This is a genomic window from Streptomyces hazeniae, from assembly GCF_031845485.1.
Classification (GTDB): Bacteria; Actinomycetota; Actinomycetes; order Streptomycetales; family Streptomycetaceae; genus Streptomyces; species Streptomyces hazeniae.
The window spans coordinates 20,948-35,003 of record NZ_JAVREQ010000002.1; the positions used below are offsets into that span (position 1 = coordinate 20,948).

General features: G+C 74.2%; 11 protein-coding genes. 4 read left to right on the plus strand and 7 right to left on the minus strand.

Going from position 1 to position 14,056, the window contains the following annotated elements; translation table 11 throughout:
* Window positions 1-90: 90 nt before the first annotated feature.
* The 5 genes from RM572_RS03890 to RM572_RS03910 all read right to left on the minus strand — a co-directional run bounded on the left by RM572_RS03890 (window position 91) and on the right by RM572_RS03910 (window position 7,289).
* On the minus strand, window positions 91-2,304 hold the full coding sequence (locus tag RM572_RS03890) for an ATP-binding SpoIIE family protein phosphatase (RefSeq protein ID WP_311671852.1): 2,214 nt from the start codon (window positions 2,302-2,304) through the stop codon (window positions 91-93).
* Between the two features lie 120 nt (window positions 2,305-2,424).
* Window positions 2,425-3,129, minus strand: a complete 705-nt coding sequence (locus RM572_RS03895; RefSeq protein ID WP_311671853.1) for a class I SAM-dependent DNA methyltransferase — start codon at window positions 3,127-3,129, stop codon at window positions 2,425-2,427.
* Window positions 3,130-3,284: 155 nt separating this feature from the next.
* Window positions 3,285-4,055: a cytidylyl-2-hydroxypropylphosphonate hydrolase gene (gene fomD / locus RM572_RS03900; RefSeq protein WP_311671854.1), complete on the minus strand. Its 771-nt coding sequence runs from the start codon at window positions 4,053-4,055 to the stop codon at window positions 3,285-3,287.
* A gap of 106 nt (window positions 4,056-4,161) precedes the next feature.
* On the minus strand, window positions 4,162-5,562 hold the full coding sequence (locus RM572_RS03905; protein ID WP_311671855.1) for a class II fumarate hydratase: 1,401 nt from the start codon (window positions 5,560-5,562) through the stop codon (window positions 4,162-4,164).
* Window positions 5,563-5,612: 50 nt separating this feature from the next.
* Window positions 5,613-7,289 carry a fumarate hydratase gene (locus RM572_RS03910; RefSeq protein ID WP_311671856.1) on the minus strand — a complete coding sequence of 559 codons (1,677 nt, stop codon included), beginning with the start codon at window positions 7,287-7,289 and terminating at the stop codon, window positions 5,613-5,615.
* A gap of 227 nt (window positions 7,290-7,516) precedes the next feature.
* Here RM572_RS03910 and RM572_RS03915 point away from each other — a divergent pair, with 227 nt between their 5' ends.
* The 3 genes from RM572_RS03915 to RM572_RS03925 all read left to right on the plus strand — a co-directional run bounded on the left by RM572_RS03915 (window position 7,517) and on the right by RM572_RS03925 (window position 9,529).
* Window positions 7,517-8,116: an AMIN-like domain-containing (lipo)protein gene (locus RM572_RS03915; protein ID WP_394813512.1), complete on the plus strand. Its 600-nt coding sequence runs from the start codon at window positions 7,517-7,519 to the stop codon at window positions 8,114-8,116.
* A 153-nt stretch (window positions 8,117-8,269) separates the two neighbouring features.
* The gene (locus RM572_RS03920) at window positions 8,270-8,953 is read left to right on the plus strand and encodes a DUF1707 SHOCT-like domain-containing protein (protein WP_311671858.1); all 684 of its coding nucleotides are present in this window, start codon (window positions 8,270-8,272) and stop codon (window positions 8,951-8,953) included.
* Between the two features lie 213 nt (window positions 8,954-9,166).
* Window positions 9,167-9,529 (plus strand): WhiB family transcriptional regulator, encoded by a 363-nt coding sequence (locus tag RM572_RS03925; protein ID WP_027764987.1) that lies wholly within the window; start codon window positions 9,167-9,169, stop codon window positions 9,527-9,529.
* A gap of 104 nt (window positions 9,530-9,633) precedes the next feature.
* Here the strand turns inward: RM572_RS03925 and RM572_RS03930 are convergent, their stop codons facing one another.
* Window positions 9,634-10,281, minus strand: a complete 648-nt coding sequence (locus RM572_RS03930) for an HAD family hydrolase (RefSeq protein ID WP_311671860.1) — start codon at window positions 10,279-10,281, stop codon at window positions 9,634-9,636.
* Window positions 10,282-10,448: 167 nt separating this feature from the next.
* Here RM572_RS03930 and RM572_RS03935 point away from each other — a divergent pair, with 167 nt between their 5' ends.
* A complete protein-coding gene (locus RM572_RS03935; protein WP_311671861.1) occupies window positions 10,449-11,018 on the plus strand; it encodes a M23 family metallopeptidase in 570 nt (189 codons plus the stop codon).
* A gap of 118 nt (window positions 11,019-11,136) precedes the next feature.
* Here the strand turns inward: RM572_RS03935 and RM572_RS03940 are convergent, their stop codons facing one another.
* Complete coding sequence (locus RM572_RS03940) at window positions 11,137-14,022, minus strand: AfsR/SARP family transcriptional regulator (RefSeq protein WP_311671862.1); 2,886 nt, start codon at window positions 14,020-14,022, stop codon at window positions 11,137-11,139.
* Window positions 14,023-14,056 lie beyond the last annotated feature (34 nt).

Sequence of the window (14,056 nt, forward strand, 5' to 3'; positions counted from 1 at the left end):
ACGAGCCCCGCACCGCCTTCCTGCGGTGCGGGGCTCCCTGCGTGCGCGGCGGGCGGGCGCGGCGCTTCGGCCTGCGCGGCGGGCGGACCGTCAGGTCAGGCCGAGATCGTCCTCCGGGATCACGAGCGGCATCGGTGGCGGCGTGAGCTGCCCGCCGCCGGTCAGCGGCAGCTCGAACCACACCACCTTGCCGGTGGACAGCCGGGTCGCGCCCCAGCGCCGGGCGATGCGGTTCACCAGGTACAGCCCGCGCCCGCCCTCGTCCGTCGCACGCGCCTGCCGCAGCCGCGGAAGCTGCGGCACGTCGTCGCCGACCTCGACCCGCAGCCGGTCCGTGCACAGCAGCCGCAGCGTCACCGGGCGCTCCGCGTACCGGACGGCGTTCGTGACCACCTCGCTGACCAGCAGCTCCACCGAGTCCTGGAGATCGTCCAGCCCCCAGCGGGACAACGCCCGCCGTACCAGGCGCCGCGCCTGGCCGGCGGTCTGCGCCCGCGGGTCCAGATACCAGTACGCCACGTCGCTCGGCGCGATCCCGTCGAAGCGGGCCGCGAGCAGCGCGATGTCGTCGTCCCGGTCGCCCGGCCCCAGGATGTCCAGCACCTCGTCGCAGAGCGGCTCCAGCGGCGGCGCCGTCCCCGGCCGGGTCAGCCGCGCCGTCTCCGCCAGCTTCTCCCGCAGGAACTCGATGCCGGTCCACACGTCCCGCTGCCGCGACTCCACCAGGCCGTCGGTGTACAGCAGCAGTGTCGCCCCGGCGGGCGCATCCAGCTCCACGGCCTCGAAGTCCACCCCGCCCACGCCGATCGGGGCGCCCGCGGGTATCCGCAGCACCTCGGCGCCGCCGCCGCGGTGCAGCAGCACGGGTGGCGGATGGCCGGCGTTCGCCACCACGATGCGGTGCGCGACCGGGTCGTAGACGGCGTACAGGCAGGTCGCCATGCGGTCGCTGCCCAGCCGCTGGGCCTGCTCGTCCAGGTGGTGCAGCACCTCCTGCGGCGGCAGGTCGAGCTGCGCCAGGGTCTGCGCGGTCGTCCGCAGCTGGCCCATGATCGCGGCCGACGTCATGGAGTGCCCCATCACGTCGCCCACCACCAGCGCCACCCGGCTGCCGGGCAGCGGGATCGCGTCGTACCAGTCGCCGCCCACCCGCGCCGTCTCGGCGGCCGGCAGATAGCGGCTGGCCAGGGTGCAGCCCGTCGGCTGCGGCAGCTCGTCCGGGAGCATCGTGCGCTGGAGCTCGTCGGCGATGTACACCTCGCGGCCGTACAGCACCGCCTTGTCCACGCCCAGCGCGGTGTGTGTCGCCAGCTGGGCCGCGATCAGCAGGTCGTCCGCCTCGAACTGCGGACGTTCCGGCCGCCGCAGGAACACCGCGGCGCCGATGACGCGGCGGCGGCCGCGCAGCGGAGCCAGGATCGCCCGACCGCCTTCCGGTACCTCGCAGCCCCGGCCCAGCAGTTCCGGCAGCGCCTCGGCACCGGCCGCGGAGTTGCCGAACACCGGGCGTACGCCGCGCAGCACCTCGGCCAGCGGTCCGCCGGGCCGTACCTCCGTGTGCTCGGCCGCGCCCTCCGCGCTGCCGTCCTGCGCGGCCGCGCCCAGCAGCGGCAGCTTCGCGCCGGGCCGCTGCTCCTCCGGAATGCGGTCGCTGCGCCGCAGCCGCAGCACCACAGGGCTCGCCGGGCGCTCGTCGCCCACCGGCAGCGGGTCGCGCAGGTAGACCAGGATCGCGTCCGCGTAGGCGGGCACGCTGGCCCGGCACAGGCCGAGCACCGTCTCGTCCAGGTCCACGCCGCGGGCGATCCGGCGTGTCGCCGCGCCCACGAACCGCAACCTGTCCCCGCCGCGCCGCTCCCGTTCCGCCCGTTCCGCCTCGTCCGCGTCCGGGGCCGCCCCCGCGGGCGGCGCCTGGGGAGCAGGCGGATTGGCGTCGTCCGGGGTGCCGGGAGAGTCCACCGCGTCGTGCTGGGGGCGCTGCCGCGCGCCGGAGCCGCCGTCCCCCGCCTGTCCGGGCGGCCCGGGCGGAGCGGACGTGGTGGGCGGGCGCCGCCGTGCCGCGCCGCGCGCCGCGTTCCGGTCGGGCGCCGGTGCGGCCGCGTCGTCCGGCCGGCGGCGGCTGGTGGCGTCGCCGGGGCCGCGATCCGCGTGTACGGCCTGGCCGCGGCGCGTCCCGGCGGCCCGCTCGCGGGGGTCCGGCACCTGGGCGTGCGCGCCCTCAGGGGCGGCCGCGCCGGGCGCCGTCTCGCTCTCGGACCTGCTCGCCGCAGGCGGTTCGTGCTCCGTCACGCGTTCGGTTTCCATCCGTCGGGGCTGCGCGTCCTGCGCGCCCAGCGCTCCATGCTCGCGGCCGGGTCGGCGGGGCGCCGGCCCGGCCCGGGGGTGCCTCGTGGACCGGACCCCGCCCGGCCCGCGGGCCACCCCTTACGAGCGCTTTCTACAGTGCAGGAAGATCTGGATCTCGGGCGGTACGTCCGTGGTGGCCGGTGCGTAGGCATAGGAATCCTCCCCGGCGATCTCGAATCCCGCATCCGTGACGACCCGGTGCAGGTCCTCCCGCAGATAGCCGGATACCCGGATCGTGTTGCCCAGGAACGGGATCGAGAAATTGTCGACGTCCGCCTCGACCATCGACAGCACCAGCGGCGCGCCGGGGCGGAGCAGGCCGTGCAGCATCCGCAGTGCGACCGGGATCTCGGCACGGGGCAGCATCAGCAGGGCGAAGAAGGCCGCCGCGCCGTCGAACGGGCCGAGGCCCGCGCTCTCCACATCGGCGATGTCGAGGGTGTGGAACTCGGCCTCCGGCACGTTCTCCCGGGCCAGCTCGATCATGCCGGGGGACAGGTCGACGCCCGTCACCTTCAGGCCGGACTCGGTGAGCTGCCGGGCGGTCGGCGTGCCGGTGCCGCAGGCCAGGTCGAGCACCCGGGCGCCGGGCGGAAGCTGCTCCGCGAGCCAGACGCCGGCCGCGATCTGGCCCTCCTTGTGCGGGAAGGCCTCGTCGTAGCGGTCCCCGATCGCGTCGAACGCCTCCGCCTGGCCGGAACGGTCGAGGCCCGCGCGGCCGAGGGCGGCGTAGGCGCCGTGGTCCTCCGCCCTTGCGTGGGAGGTGCCGTCAGCACCGTTCACCTGCTCGCTCCTCTCCAGCTCACCGGCAAGTCCCCCACCCAAGAGGGGAGTTGCTCGGAAGCGCACGGTCTACCGGACGCTGATCCTACGGTTGCGGACTGGGGGCGCAGCAAGAGGTGGCGGCAGGTTGTGGCAGGCATGTGATCGACCAGCTCTCAGGATCGGGGCCCGCGCGGGGTGCCGTCGAGGCGCCGCGGGCGGGTGGGCGGCTCCGAGCGCGGCACCGGTGACCGGTCCCAGTCGGCCGGCAGCGCGGGCACCGTCCAGCGCGGGTCCGGGCGCCAGCGTTCCCAGCCGTCGCTGTACGGCGGACCCCAGGCGCGGATGCCTTCGACGGCCGCGCGGCCCGCCTCCCGTACCCTTCCGGCCTTCTCGCTGTCCATCAGCCCCGCCTGCTGCGCCTGGGCGAACTCGTCCTCGTCCCGCCACTCCCAGGTGCGGTCGGGGTAGACGGCGATGTCCAGGAAGTGGTCCTCGGAGTCGATCCCGCCCGCCCACCGGTGACGCGGTTCTTCAAGGTTCACGTACCAGTTCTTGAATTGCCACCCCCGCTCCCAGAACAGCCACACCGACCAGGGCTCGCCGGGCGCGGCCAGCTTCAGCACGCCGGTGCCGAACCAGCGGGAGAGGGTCGTGGTGCGCGGCTTGGTGTAGCGGGTGGCCAGCGGCTCCCGATGCACCGGCGTGCCGTCCACGAGCTGCGGTTTCACACACACGGTGTCCGGGGCCATCCAGACCGCGAGCAGGTCCTCGGTGTCCTGCACGACCGTCACCGGGCGGCAGATGTGCGGATGGTCGTGGCCGTTGGCGCGGTACCGCCAGAGGATGTGCTCACCGGAGGCCCAGCGCTGCTCCGGGCCCCGGGCGGGGCGGGAGTACGGGTCGTCCGCCCCGCCCGGCTGCGGGCCCACCGTGTGCGCTGTCATGGGCAAAGGGTAGTCAACCTCTTACAGGCCGCGCCGTGACCTGTGCCGCACGACACCCGTTCGGCGGTGCCGCCCGGGGCTGCGGCACTCACCGCACGGGCAGGCGCTACGGCCGGGTCATGCGCAGCACGTCCAGCGCCTCGTCGAGCTGTGCCAGGGTCAGCTCGCCCCGGTCCACGTACCCGGCCTCCAGTACCGCCTCCCGGATCGTCTTCTCCTCGGCCAGCGCCTTCTTCGCCACCGCGGCGGCGTTCTCGTAGCCGATGTAGCGGTTGAGCGGCGTGACGACGGAGGGTGACGACTCCGCGTACAGGCGGGCGCGCTCCGTGTTCGCGGTGATGCCGTCGACCGTGCGGTCCGCCAGCAGGCGGGCGGCACGGCTCAGCAGCCGCACCGATTCGAGCAGGTTCCTCGCCATCACCGGCAGCATCACGTTGAGCTCGAAGTTTCCGGCGGCTCCGGCGGTCGCGACGGTCGCGTCGTTGCCGGTGACCTGGGCGCACACCATCAGCACCGCCTCCGGGATCACCGGGTTCACCTTGCCCGGCATGATCGAGGAGCCCGGCTGCAGGTCGGGCAGGGCGATCTCGGCCAGCCCGGTGCGCGGGCCGGACGCCATCCAGCGCAGGTCGTTGCAGATCTTGGTCAGGCCGACCGCGATCGTACGGAGCTGCCCGGACGTCTCGACGAGTCCGTCCCGCGCGCCCTGCGCCTCGAAGTGGTCCCGCGCCTCGGTCAGCGGCAGTCCGGTGAGGCGGGCGACCTCCGCGATCACGGCTCCCGAGAAGCCCGGCGGCGTGTTGATGCCGGTGCCCACCGCGGTGCCGCCGAGCGGCAGTTCGGCGAGCCGGGGCAGCGAGGCGTGCAGCCGCTCCACGCCGTGCCGCATCTGCGCCGCGTAGCCGTCGAACTCCTGGCCCAGCGTGACCGGGGTCGCGTCCATCAGGTGGGTGCGCCCGGACTTGACCACCTCCGCGAACTCCTCGCCCTTGCGGGACAGCGCCGCCGCGAGGTGCTCCAGCGCGGGCACCAGGTCGCGCGTGACGGCGGCGGTGGCGGCGATGTGGAGGGAGGACGGGAAGACGTCGTTGGACGACTGGCTGGCGTTGACGTGGTCGTTCGGGTGCACGGTGGCGTCGCCGGGCAGCCGCTCGGTCGCGAGCGTGGCGACGACCTCGTTCATGTTCATGTTGGAGGAGGTGCCGGAACCGGTCTGGAAGACGTCCACCGGGAAGTGGTCGTCCCAGCGGCCGTCGGCGACCTCCTCCGCGGCGGCGCGGATCGCGTCGGCGACCCCGGCGTCCAGCACGCCGAGGTCCGCGTTCACGGTGGCGGCGGCCGCCTTGATGTGGGCCAGCGCCTCGATGTGCGCGCGCTCCAGGCGCCGCCCGCTCAGCGGGAAGTTCCCGACCGCGCGCTGCGTCTGCGCCCGCCACTTCGCGTGCGCGGGCACCCGCACCTCGCCCATCGAGTCGCGTTCGATCCGGTACTCGGCGTTCTCGCTCATGTCCCCGAACATAACGCGCGCTTTCCGCCCCCGGGCGGAGCCCGGAGCCGTCAGCGGGCGGGGCCGCCGACGGGGATGGAGGTGACGAAGGGCTGCGCGGGACCGGGGTCCGTGAAGAAGTCGTTCCCCTTGTCGTCGACGACGACGAACGCGGGGAAGTCCTCCACCTCGATCCGCCAGACCGCCTCCATGCCCAGCTCCTCGTACTCCAGGACCTCCACCTTCCGGATGCAGTCCTGCGCCAGCCGGGCCGCCGGTCCGCCGATCGAGCCGAGGTAGAAGCCGCCGTGCGCGGCGCACGCGTCGGTGACCTGCTTGCTGCGGTTCCCCTTGGCGAGCATCACCAGGGAGCCGCCGGCCGCCTGGAACTGCTCCACGTACGCGTCCATGCGCCCGGCCGTGGTCGGCCCGAACGAGCCGGACGCGTAGCCCTCCGGCGTCTTCGCCGGCCCGGCGTAGTACACCGCGTGGTCCCGCAGGTACTGCGGCATCTCCTCGCCCGCGTCCAGCCGTTCCTTGATCTTCGCGTGCGCGATGTCGCGGGCGACGACCAGCGGGCCGGTCAGCGACAGCCGGGTCTTCACCGGGTGGCGGGTCAGCTCGGCGCGGATCTCGTCCATGGGCCGCTCGAGGTCGATCTTCACGACCTCGTCCTCGCCGTCCAGCTCGTCGTCCGTGGTCTCCGGCAGGAACCGTGCGGGGTCGGTCTCCAGCTGCTCCAGGAACACGCCCTCGGCGGTGATCTTCGCGACCGCCTGCCGGTCCGCCGAGCAGGACACCGCGAGCGCGACCGGGCAGGACGCCCCGTGCCGCGGCAGCCGTACGACCCGCACGTCGTGGCAGAAGTACTTGCCGCCGAACTGGGCGCCGATGCCGATCTTCTGGGTGAGCTCGAAGACCTTCTCCTCCAGCTCCTTGTCGCGGAAGCCGTGCCCCGCCGGGGAGCCCTCGGCCGGGATCTCGTCCAGGTAGTGCGCGGAGGCGTACTTGGCGGTCTTGAGCGCGTACTCGGCGCTGGTGCCGCCCACGACGACCGCCAGGTGGTACGGCGGGCAGGCGGCCGTGCCCAGCGAGCGGATCTTCTCCTCGAGGAACGCCATCATCGAGTCCTCGTTCAGCACCGCCTTCGTCTCCTGGAAGAGGAAGGACTTGTTGGCGCTGCCGCCGCCCTTGGCCATGAAGAGGAACGTGTAGGCGCCGCCGTCCGTCGCGTAGAGCTCGATCTGCGCGGGCAGGTTGGTGCCCGTGTTCTTCTCCTCCCACATGGTCAGCGGCGCCATCTGGGAGTACCGCAGGTTGAGCTGCGTGTAGGCGTCGTGGATGCCGCGGGAGAGGGCCTCCTCGTCCCGGCCGCGCGTCAGGACGTGCTGGCCGCGCTTGCCCATCACGATGGCGGTGCCGGTGTCCTGGCACATCGGGAGGACGCCGGCGGCGGCGATGTTGGCGTTCTTCAGCAGGTCCAGCGCGACGAAGCGGTCGTTCGCGCTGGCCTCCGGGTCGTCCAGGATGCGGCGCAGCTGGGCCAGGTGCTCGGGCCGCAGGTAGTGCGCGATGTCCTTCATCGCCTCGGCGGCGAGCGTCCGCAGCGCCTCCGGCTCCACGGAGAGGAAGGTACGGCCGTCCGCCTCGAAGGTGCTGACGCCTTCGGCGGTGACCAGGCGGTACGGCGTGGTGTCCTCACCCCGCGGCAGCAGGTCCGTGTAGCTGAACTCCGGGGTGGCGGCCATGGGGCATCTTCCTCTCGACGGTGAGCGCGTCTCACAGCGTAGAACGCTTCCCGGGGGCCGGAAGACGCGGGGACTCCGGTCTTCCGGCGCCCCCGGGCCCGGGCAGCCGAAGGGCCGTGCTTTCGCGGATTTCCAGGGAGTCTCCCGGCGCTGCAACTTTTCTCCGCTTTCCGCTGTCTGACCTTATTACAGGAGAAACCGCACGCATTGCACCACAGGGGGCAGCCATGCGAAGAATGACCACTCTGTTCGTCACCGCCGCCGTCGCCGGGGTCGGCCCCGTCCAGGCGAGTGCGGCAGCGGACGGCGGTGCCGCGAGCGCCGCCGCCACGGCCCGGAGCGCCGCGGCGTCGTGCGCCGTGACCTGGGGCAGCCTGCCCAAGTCCGCGCCGTTCGCGTCCAACCGCCCGCTGGTGGACGTCCGTACCGGCCGGCACGCGTGCTTCGACCGGATGGTGCTCGACATCCGGGGCGACGCTCCGGCGACCGCGGCCGGCTACCACGTCCGCTACGTGTCCCGCTTCCACCAGGACGGATCCGGGCGGCCGCTGCCGATATCCGGCGGCGCGGTGCTGGAGATCGTGGTCGGCGCGCCGTCGTACGACCCGGAGACCTTCGAGCCCACCTACGCCGGGCGGCCCGGCCGACCGCTTCCCGGCGTGGACCTCGACGGCTACCGCACGTTCCGCGACGCGCGGTACGGCGCGAGCTACGAGGGGACGACCCAGCTCGGCCTCGGAGTCCGGGCGCGGCTGCCGTTCCGCGTGTTCCCGCTGGGGGACCGGGTCGTGGTCGACGTCGCCCACTCCTGGGCGGCGGCGCGGTGACGGAAGGAGCCCGGCGGCGGCCGTCCACTCCCGGAGCGGAGGGCCGTCGCCTCACCGCGTCCGGCGGGTGCGTGCCGGCCACGCGGTGACGCGCGCACGGTTCCCCGTCGCGGACACTGGTCGCGATCTATCGCGTCTGGGTAGGCTGGCGTGGTGACTGATTCGCCGCTGGAGAAGCGTCCCTCGCCGAACGAGAAGCCCGCCGTGCGACCGGCTGCGGAGGCCGACGTACGGGCGTCGGACGCCGACCGTGACCGCGTCGCGGACATCCTCCGCGAGGCGCTGGCCGAAGGCCGGCTCGACGCGGACGAGCACTCCGAGCGGCTGGACGCGGTCTACGCCGCCAAGACCCTCGGGCAGCTCGAGCCCCTGGTCCGCGACCTGCCGCAGCCGGGGGGCAGGACCGCTCCGCGGCCCGCCCCCGCGTTCGACGTCGCGCCGCACGGGGACGAGGGCGCCGCGGACAACGCCGTCGCGATCTTCAGCGGTGCCACCCGGCGCGGCAGTTGGCGGATCGGCCGGAAGACGAACGCCTTCGCCTGCTTCGGCGGCGTCGACATCGACCTCACCCAGGCCGTGTTCACGCAGCGGGAGATCGTCATCAACGCCACCGCCGTCTTCGGCGGCGTGGACATCCGGGTCCCCGAGAACGTCACCCTGCGCGGCCGCGGGACCGGCATCTTCGGCGGCTTCGACGTCCGCTCCCACGACTCGCCCGACCCGGACGCGCCGGTGGTCGTCGTCAAGGGCCTGGCGCTGTTCGGCGGCGTCTCGGCGAGGCCGAAGCGCGGCAAGCGGCTGAAGAACCTGCACAAGGGCCACGGGCACGGGCACTGACCGCCCGGGGCGGGCGGTGAGCGGTCCGCGGCACGGGGTGCCGTACCGCACGGCCGCATGGCACCGTGTGCATAAGCGTGCGCACAGCGGGTAAGGCTGGTGCATCGTCTCTCGTACGGCGAGCAGCGCGAACTGCCGTGCGCAGCAAGACGGGTGAAGGTGCACACATCGGCCAGACCGACCGCCGTAGCCGTCTCGTGTAGGAGTCAGACCGTGCTGCAAACGCCGCATCAGTCCCTGCAGGCCGCCGTCCCCACCCCACGGGCGCCCGCCCGCGACGACGATGCCGGCCCCTGGCACGCCGATGCGGTCTGCCACCGGGACGAGGCCGGGCTGTTCTTCGCCCCGTCGAAGGAGCCCACCGCCGCCCGTCTCGCCCGTGAGCAGGCCGCCAAGCGGGTGTGCGCGCGCTGCCCCGTCCTCGTCGAGTGCCGGGAGCACGCGCTGCTCCAGCCGGAGCCGTACGGCGTGTGGGGCGGGCTGACCGCGGCCGAGCGCCGCGTGGTGCTGGCACGCCGGCGCCGGTCCGCCGCGGCGGCCGCGGAGAGCGCCGCCCCCGTCCGCCGCATCGCCTGACGCAGTACGAACGGGCCGCGTGGCCGACGACCCCGTGGTCGCCGGCCCCGCGGCCCGCGTACGCCCGCGGCGGATGCGCCTGACGCACCCGGCGGGCGGCGACGTCAGGGCAGTTGGGCGATGGCCTCGATCACCGGCACCGGCAGGTACGCCGGCCACGCACCCTCCCGCCCCACCGCATAGGTGAAGTAGCCCTCGTCGCGGGCCACTTCCAGCTCCTCAGCCGTCTCGCCCTGGTAGACGACGTGGCAGCCGTCGGCGGCGCCGGAGCCCCGCTCGAACAGCGCGGGGGACGGCTTGCGCTCCTCGACGGTGCGCGGCGTGAGGATGCGGCCCTCGAAGTCCTCCCACGCGAACGGGCCGGTGCCGGTCCAGTCGGCGTCCACGATCTCGCGCAGCTTCGCGGCCCGTTCGGCGTCCGTCTCGCCCCACTCGGGCGGGACGTTGGTGATCAGGCCGACCTCGACGTCCGCCTCGCGCAGCTCCCGCAGGTGGCGGGCGGCTTCCGGCAGGTAGTGGAGCGAGCCGTCGTCCTCGGTGTGGATCAGCGTCTCGCCGAGGTCGAAGTACACGACGGCGCAGCCGCGTCCACCCTCCGGGCTCCGCTGTCCGACCGTGGCGGTGTTCCCGGCCGCGGCAGCCGGGGCCGATGCCGCGGCCAGGGCGGCGAGGACGGTCGCGGCAGTCGTCGCGAGGCCCGCCCTCCGGGCGGCCCGACGAGGCGCCGGGGCGGATGTCTGCGATGAGTTCACGGTGTTGTGGGGCACCCGCGGAGGCTACCCATCGCTGTCGCAGGCATGTCAGCCCGGCCGGTGCGGCGCGCTCGCCCTCCCCGCCGGACTCTTGTATCCGGGCTTGTATCCGCTTTGTATGCCCGGCTCCTTGAATCCCCTGGTCACCGAAGACAAGGGGAGAATCCATGCGCAGACGTACCCGCAGCCTCCTGGCCGCCGTGAGCGCCGCGGCAGCCGTCACGGTCGCGGCGCCCGTCGCCGTCGCGTCGCCGCAGGCCGCCTCGTCCGCCGAACCGCTCGCCCGGCCGAACTTCAAGATGCCGTTCCTGTGCAACCAGACCTGGGTCGGCAACAACTGGAACGGCCACAGCCCGGCGCACTCCATCGACTGGAACCACTACAGCGCCAGCGGAAGCCCCGACGACCTCGGCCGGCGTGTCTTCGCCAGCGCCGGCGGCACGGTGCTGTCCTCCTACTACTCCACGGGCACCGGTTACGGCAACACCATCGTCATCGGCCACGGAAACGGCTGGCAGACGCGCTACGCCCACCTGAAGACCCGCGCCGTCCAGAAGGGCGACAGGGTCAAGCTGGGCCAGAAGATCGGCCGCGTCGGCGCCACCTCCGCGCTCTACAACATCACCCCCCACCTGCACTACGAGCAGATCCACAACGGCAACGTCGTGGTCGCGGTCGTCCAGGGCGTCCGGTGGGGCGACTACACCAAGCGCAGCCAGCGCAGCAACAACTGCTGACCCGCTGCCGGTGTCGCACGGGGCGGGACGGCGTGACCGGCCGTTCCGCCCGGCGGCCCGCGCACAACCGCCCGGGGGCCCGCGCACGACCGGCCGCGCCCTGGGCGCCCCCGGGGCGTCAGCGCAGGGCCCGCAGCTTCGCGTGCACCAGCTCCGCCTGCTCCCGCACCTCCAGCCGCCGCCACGTCGACAGCGAACGGTGGAAGTAGCGGCGCGCCGTCTGCTTGCGGCCGGTCGCGTGATGCAGCTCGCCCAGCAGACACGCGACCCGTGCCTCCGCCCGGCGGTCGCCGAGCTGCCGCTGCACGTTGAGCGCGTCGACCAGCAGCGCCGACGCCTCACCCGCCCGGCCCTGGCGCAGGCACAGTTCGCCGACGCTCTGCTGCACGTACGCCGCGCAGTGCGCGTCCCCCAGCTCGTCGAAGATGCCCAGCGCCCGCTCCAGCTCCTGCCGCGCCTGCCTCAGTTCCCCGCGCTGCTCGTGCGCGACGGCCATCCGGCGCCGCACCTGCGCCTCCCGGTGCCGGTCGCCCACGCCGCCGGACAGCTCCAGCGCGGCGGCCAGCCAGGGCGTGGCCGCCTCCGGTTCGCGCCGCTCCAGCCACACCGAGGCGATCGCGTTGTGGGCGACCGCCTCGCCGTGCCGGTCGCCCACAACGCCGAAGCCGCGCAGCGCCTCGCCGAACGCCGCCAGCGCGGCGTCCAGGTCGTTCAGCACGCGGTGCACGGACCCGGCGCCCACCGCGGCGACGGCTTCGCCGTAGCCGTGCCCCAAGCGCGCGAACAGCGAGCGCGAGAGGTCGAACGCGGCGAGCGCGTCGGCGTACCGGTCCTGGTAGAGGTGCAGCTGGCCGAGGTTCCGCAGCAGCGTCGCGGCCCGCGCGTCGGTCGGTTCCGGCATCGCGTCCAGCACCAGCCGGTGCGTGCGCAGCCAGTCGCCGTAGTAGCCGCGCATGTCGAAGAACCCGGCCAGTTCGACGGCGAGGTCGGCCGCCTGCGCGACGTGCCCCCGCCGCAGCGCCGACTCCACGGAGGCCACCAGCACGCGCCGTTCGGACTCGAACCACTCCACCGGCCGCGCCCGCACCGCCGGGACGACCGCGGCGGCCGCTCCCTCCGGTTGCACCGGTTCCCCCAGCACGCCCAGGAAGCGGGTCGGCATCGCGGAGTTCGCGCAGCGCGCCAGCGCGACCAGGTCGTCCACCACCCGCAGCCGGCGGCGCGTCCGCACCTCGTCGCCGTCGGCCTCGGCGAGTTCCCGGGCGTAGCAGCGCAGCAGGTCGTGCATGCGGTAGCGCTGCATCCCCAGCGCGTCGGTGCCCACCACCTCGACCAGGTGCTCGTCCAGCAGGGTCTCCAGCCCGCCCGCGTTCGCGTCGGCCACACCCGTCGCCGCCGCGACCAGCCAGCCCGCCGTCGCCTCGTCCGGGAGCTGCCCGAAGACCCGGAACGCCGTCGCGGCCGGCTCGGGCAGGTGGCGGTAGCTCAGTTCCGCGCTCGCCCGCACCTCCAGCTCGCCGGTCTGGAGCTGGTCCAGCCGGCCGCGCTCGTCGTGCAGGAAGTCGGCGAGCGCCCCGACGGTCCACCCCGGCCGGTTCGCCAGCCGCGATCCGGCGATGCGCACCGCCAGTGGCAGCGAACCGCATCCCGCGAGCACCCGGTCCGCCTCCGCGCCCTCCGCGCGCAGACGGTCCGTGCCGACGATCGTGCCCAGCAGCTCGCGCGCCTCCTCCCGCTCCATCACGCCGAGCGCGCAGTGGTACGCCGGCAGCCCGGGGAGCCGGCGGCGGGAGGTCACCAGCACCGCGGAACCCCCGGTGCCCGGCAGCAGCGGCCGCACCTGCGCCCCGGACGCCGCGTCGTCCAGCACCACCAGGAACCGCCGCTGCGCCAGCCGCGACCGGAACAGCGCGGCACGCTCCGCCGGGTCCCCGGGGATCGCCGCGTCGATCACCCCCAGGCTGCGCAGCAACTCCGCCAGCACGTCGACGGGTTCACGCGGCTGATCACTCAAGCCACCCAGGTCGACGAAGAGCTGGCCGTCCGGGAACGCGTCCCGCACCCGGTGCGCCACATGCACCGCCAGCGTCGACTTCCCCGACCCCGGCGGCCCCGACAGCACCGCGACCACCGGCTGCCGTCCGGCCGCCGACAGCCACCCCTCCAGAACGCCGATCTGGTCCTCCCGGCCGGTGAAGTCGGGAACGTCCATGGGCAGTTGGCACACCGGCCCGGGGTCGGCCGTACGCCGCCGGCCCGCGTACCCGTGGTCCACCCCGACCGCACGTAGCGGCGCACTCGGCTCGACGCCCAGCTCGACCGCGAGCACCCGCTCGGCCTCCGCGTACGCCTCCCGCGCCTCGGTGGTGCGGCCCGCGCCGTGCAACGCCCGCACGAGCATCTGCCACAGGTCCTCCCGCACCGGGTCCTCGGCCAGCCTGCCCCGCAACTCCGCGACCAGCGGGGCGTAGTCGCCCAGCCGCAGCCGCACCTTCAGGCACTCGTCGACCGCGACCGCACGCAGCTCCTCGATCCGGGTGACCGCCGGGTCCCACACCACGCTCGACGGCACGTCCTGCAGCACACCGCCCCGCCACAGCCCGAGCGCAGCCTCGTAGCCGCGCAACGCCGCCGCGTCCTCGCCCCGGTCCCGCGCCGCCCGCGCCTGCTCCAGCCGCCGCTCGAACAGCAGCATGTCGAGGTCGTCCGGCGCGACGTCCAGGGCGTAGCCCGAGGGCCGCGTGGTCAGCCCTTCCGTGTCCACCCCCGCCGCGGCGAGCGCGCTGCGCAGCGCGCGCACGTACGTCCGCACGTTGGCCACCGCGGACCGGGGCGCACCCTCGGGCCACAGCACCTCGGTCAGCACGTCCAGCGACACGAACCCGCCGGGCTGCAGCAGGAGCGTGGCCAGCACCGCTCGCGGCTTCGGCCCGCCGAGGCGCACCGGGGCGCCGCCCACCCGCACCCGCAGCGGGCCCAGCACGCCGAACGCCGGCTCCCCCATGCGCGCGCCTCCGTGACCCTTGGTGACACTCCGT

What these genes read in the sequence shown, in the direction of transcription:
- RM572_RS03890 (WP_311671852.1), bottom strand. Translation starts at nt 2,304, where the DNA reads ATGGAAACCGAACGCGTGACGGAGCACGAACCGCCTGCGGCGAGCAGG.
- fomD (WP_311671854.1), bottom strand. Translation starts at nt 4,055, where the DNA reads ATGACAGCGCACACGGTGGGCCCGCAGCCGGGCGGGGCGGACGACCCG.
- RM572_RS03905 (WP_311671855.1), bottom strand. Translation starts at nt 5,562, where the DNA reads ATGAGCGAGAACGCCGAGTACCGGATCGAACGCGACTCGATGGGCGAG.
- RM572_RS03910 (WP_311671856.1), bottom strand. Translation starts at nt 7,289, where the DNA reads ATGGCCGCCACCCCGGAGTTCAGCTACACGGACCTGCTGCCGCGGGGT.
- RM572_RS03915 (WP_394813512.1), top strand. Translation starts at nt 7,517, where the DNA reads ATGCGAAGAATGACCACTCTGTTCGTCACCGCCGCCGTCGCCGGGGTC.
- RM572_RS03935 (WP_311671861.1), top strand. Translation starts at nt 10,449, where the DNA reads ATGCGCAGACGTACCCGCAGCCTCCTGGCCGCCGTGAGCGCCGCGGCA.
- RM572_RS03940 (WP_311671862.1), bottom strand. Translation starts at nt 14,022, where the DNA reads ATGGGGGAGCCGGCGTTCGGCGTGCTGGGCCCGCTGCGGGTGCGGGTG.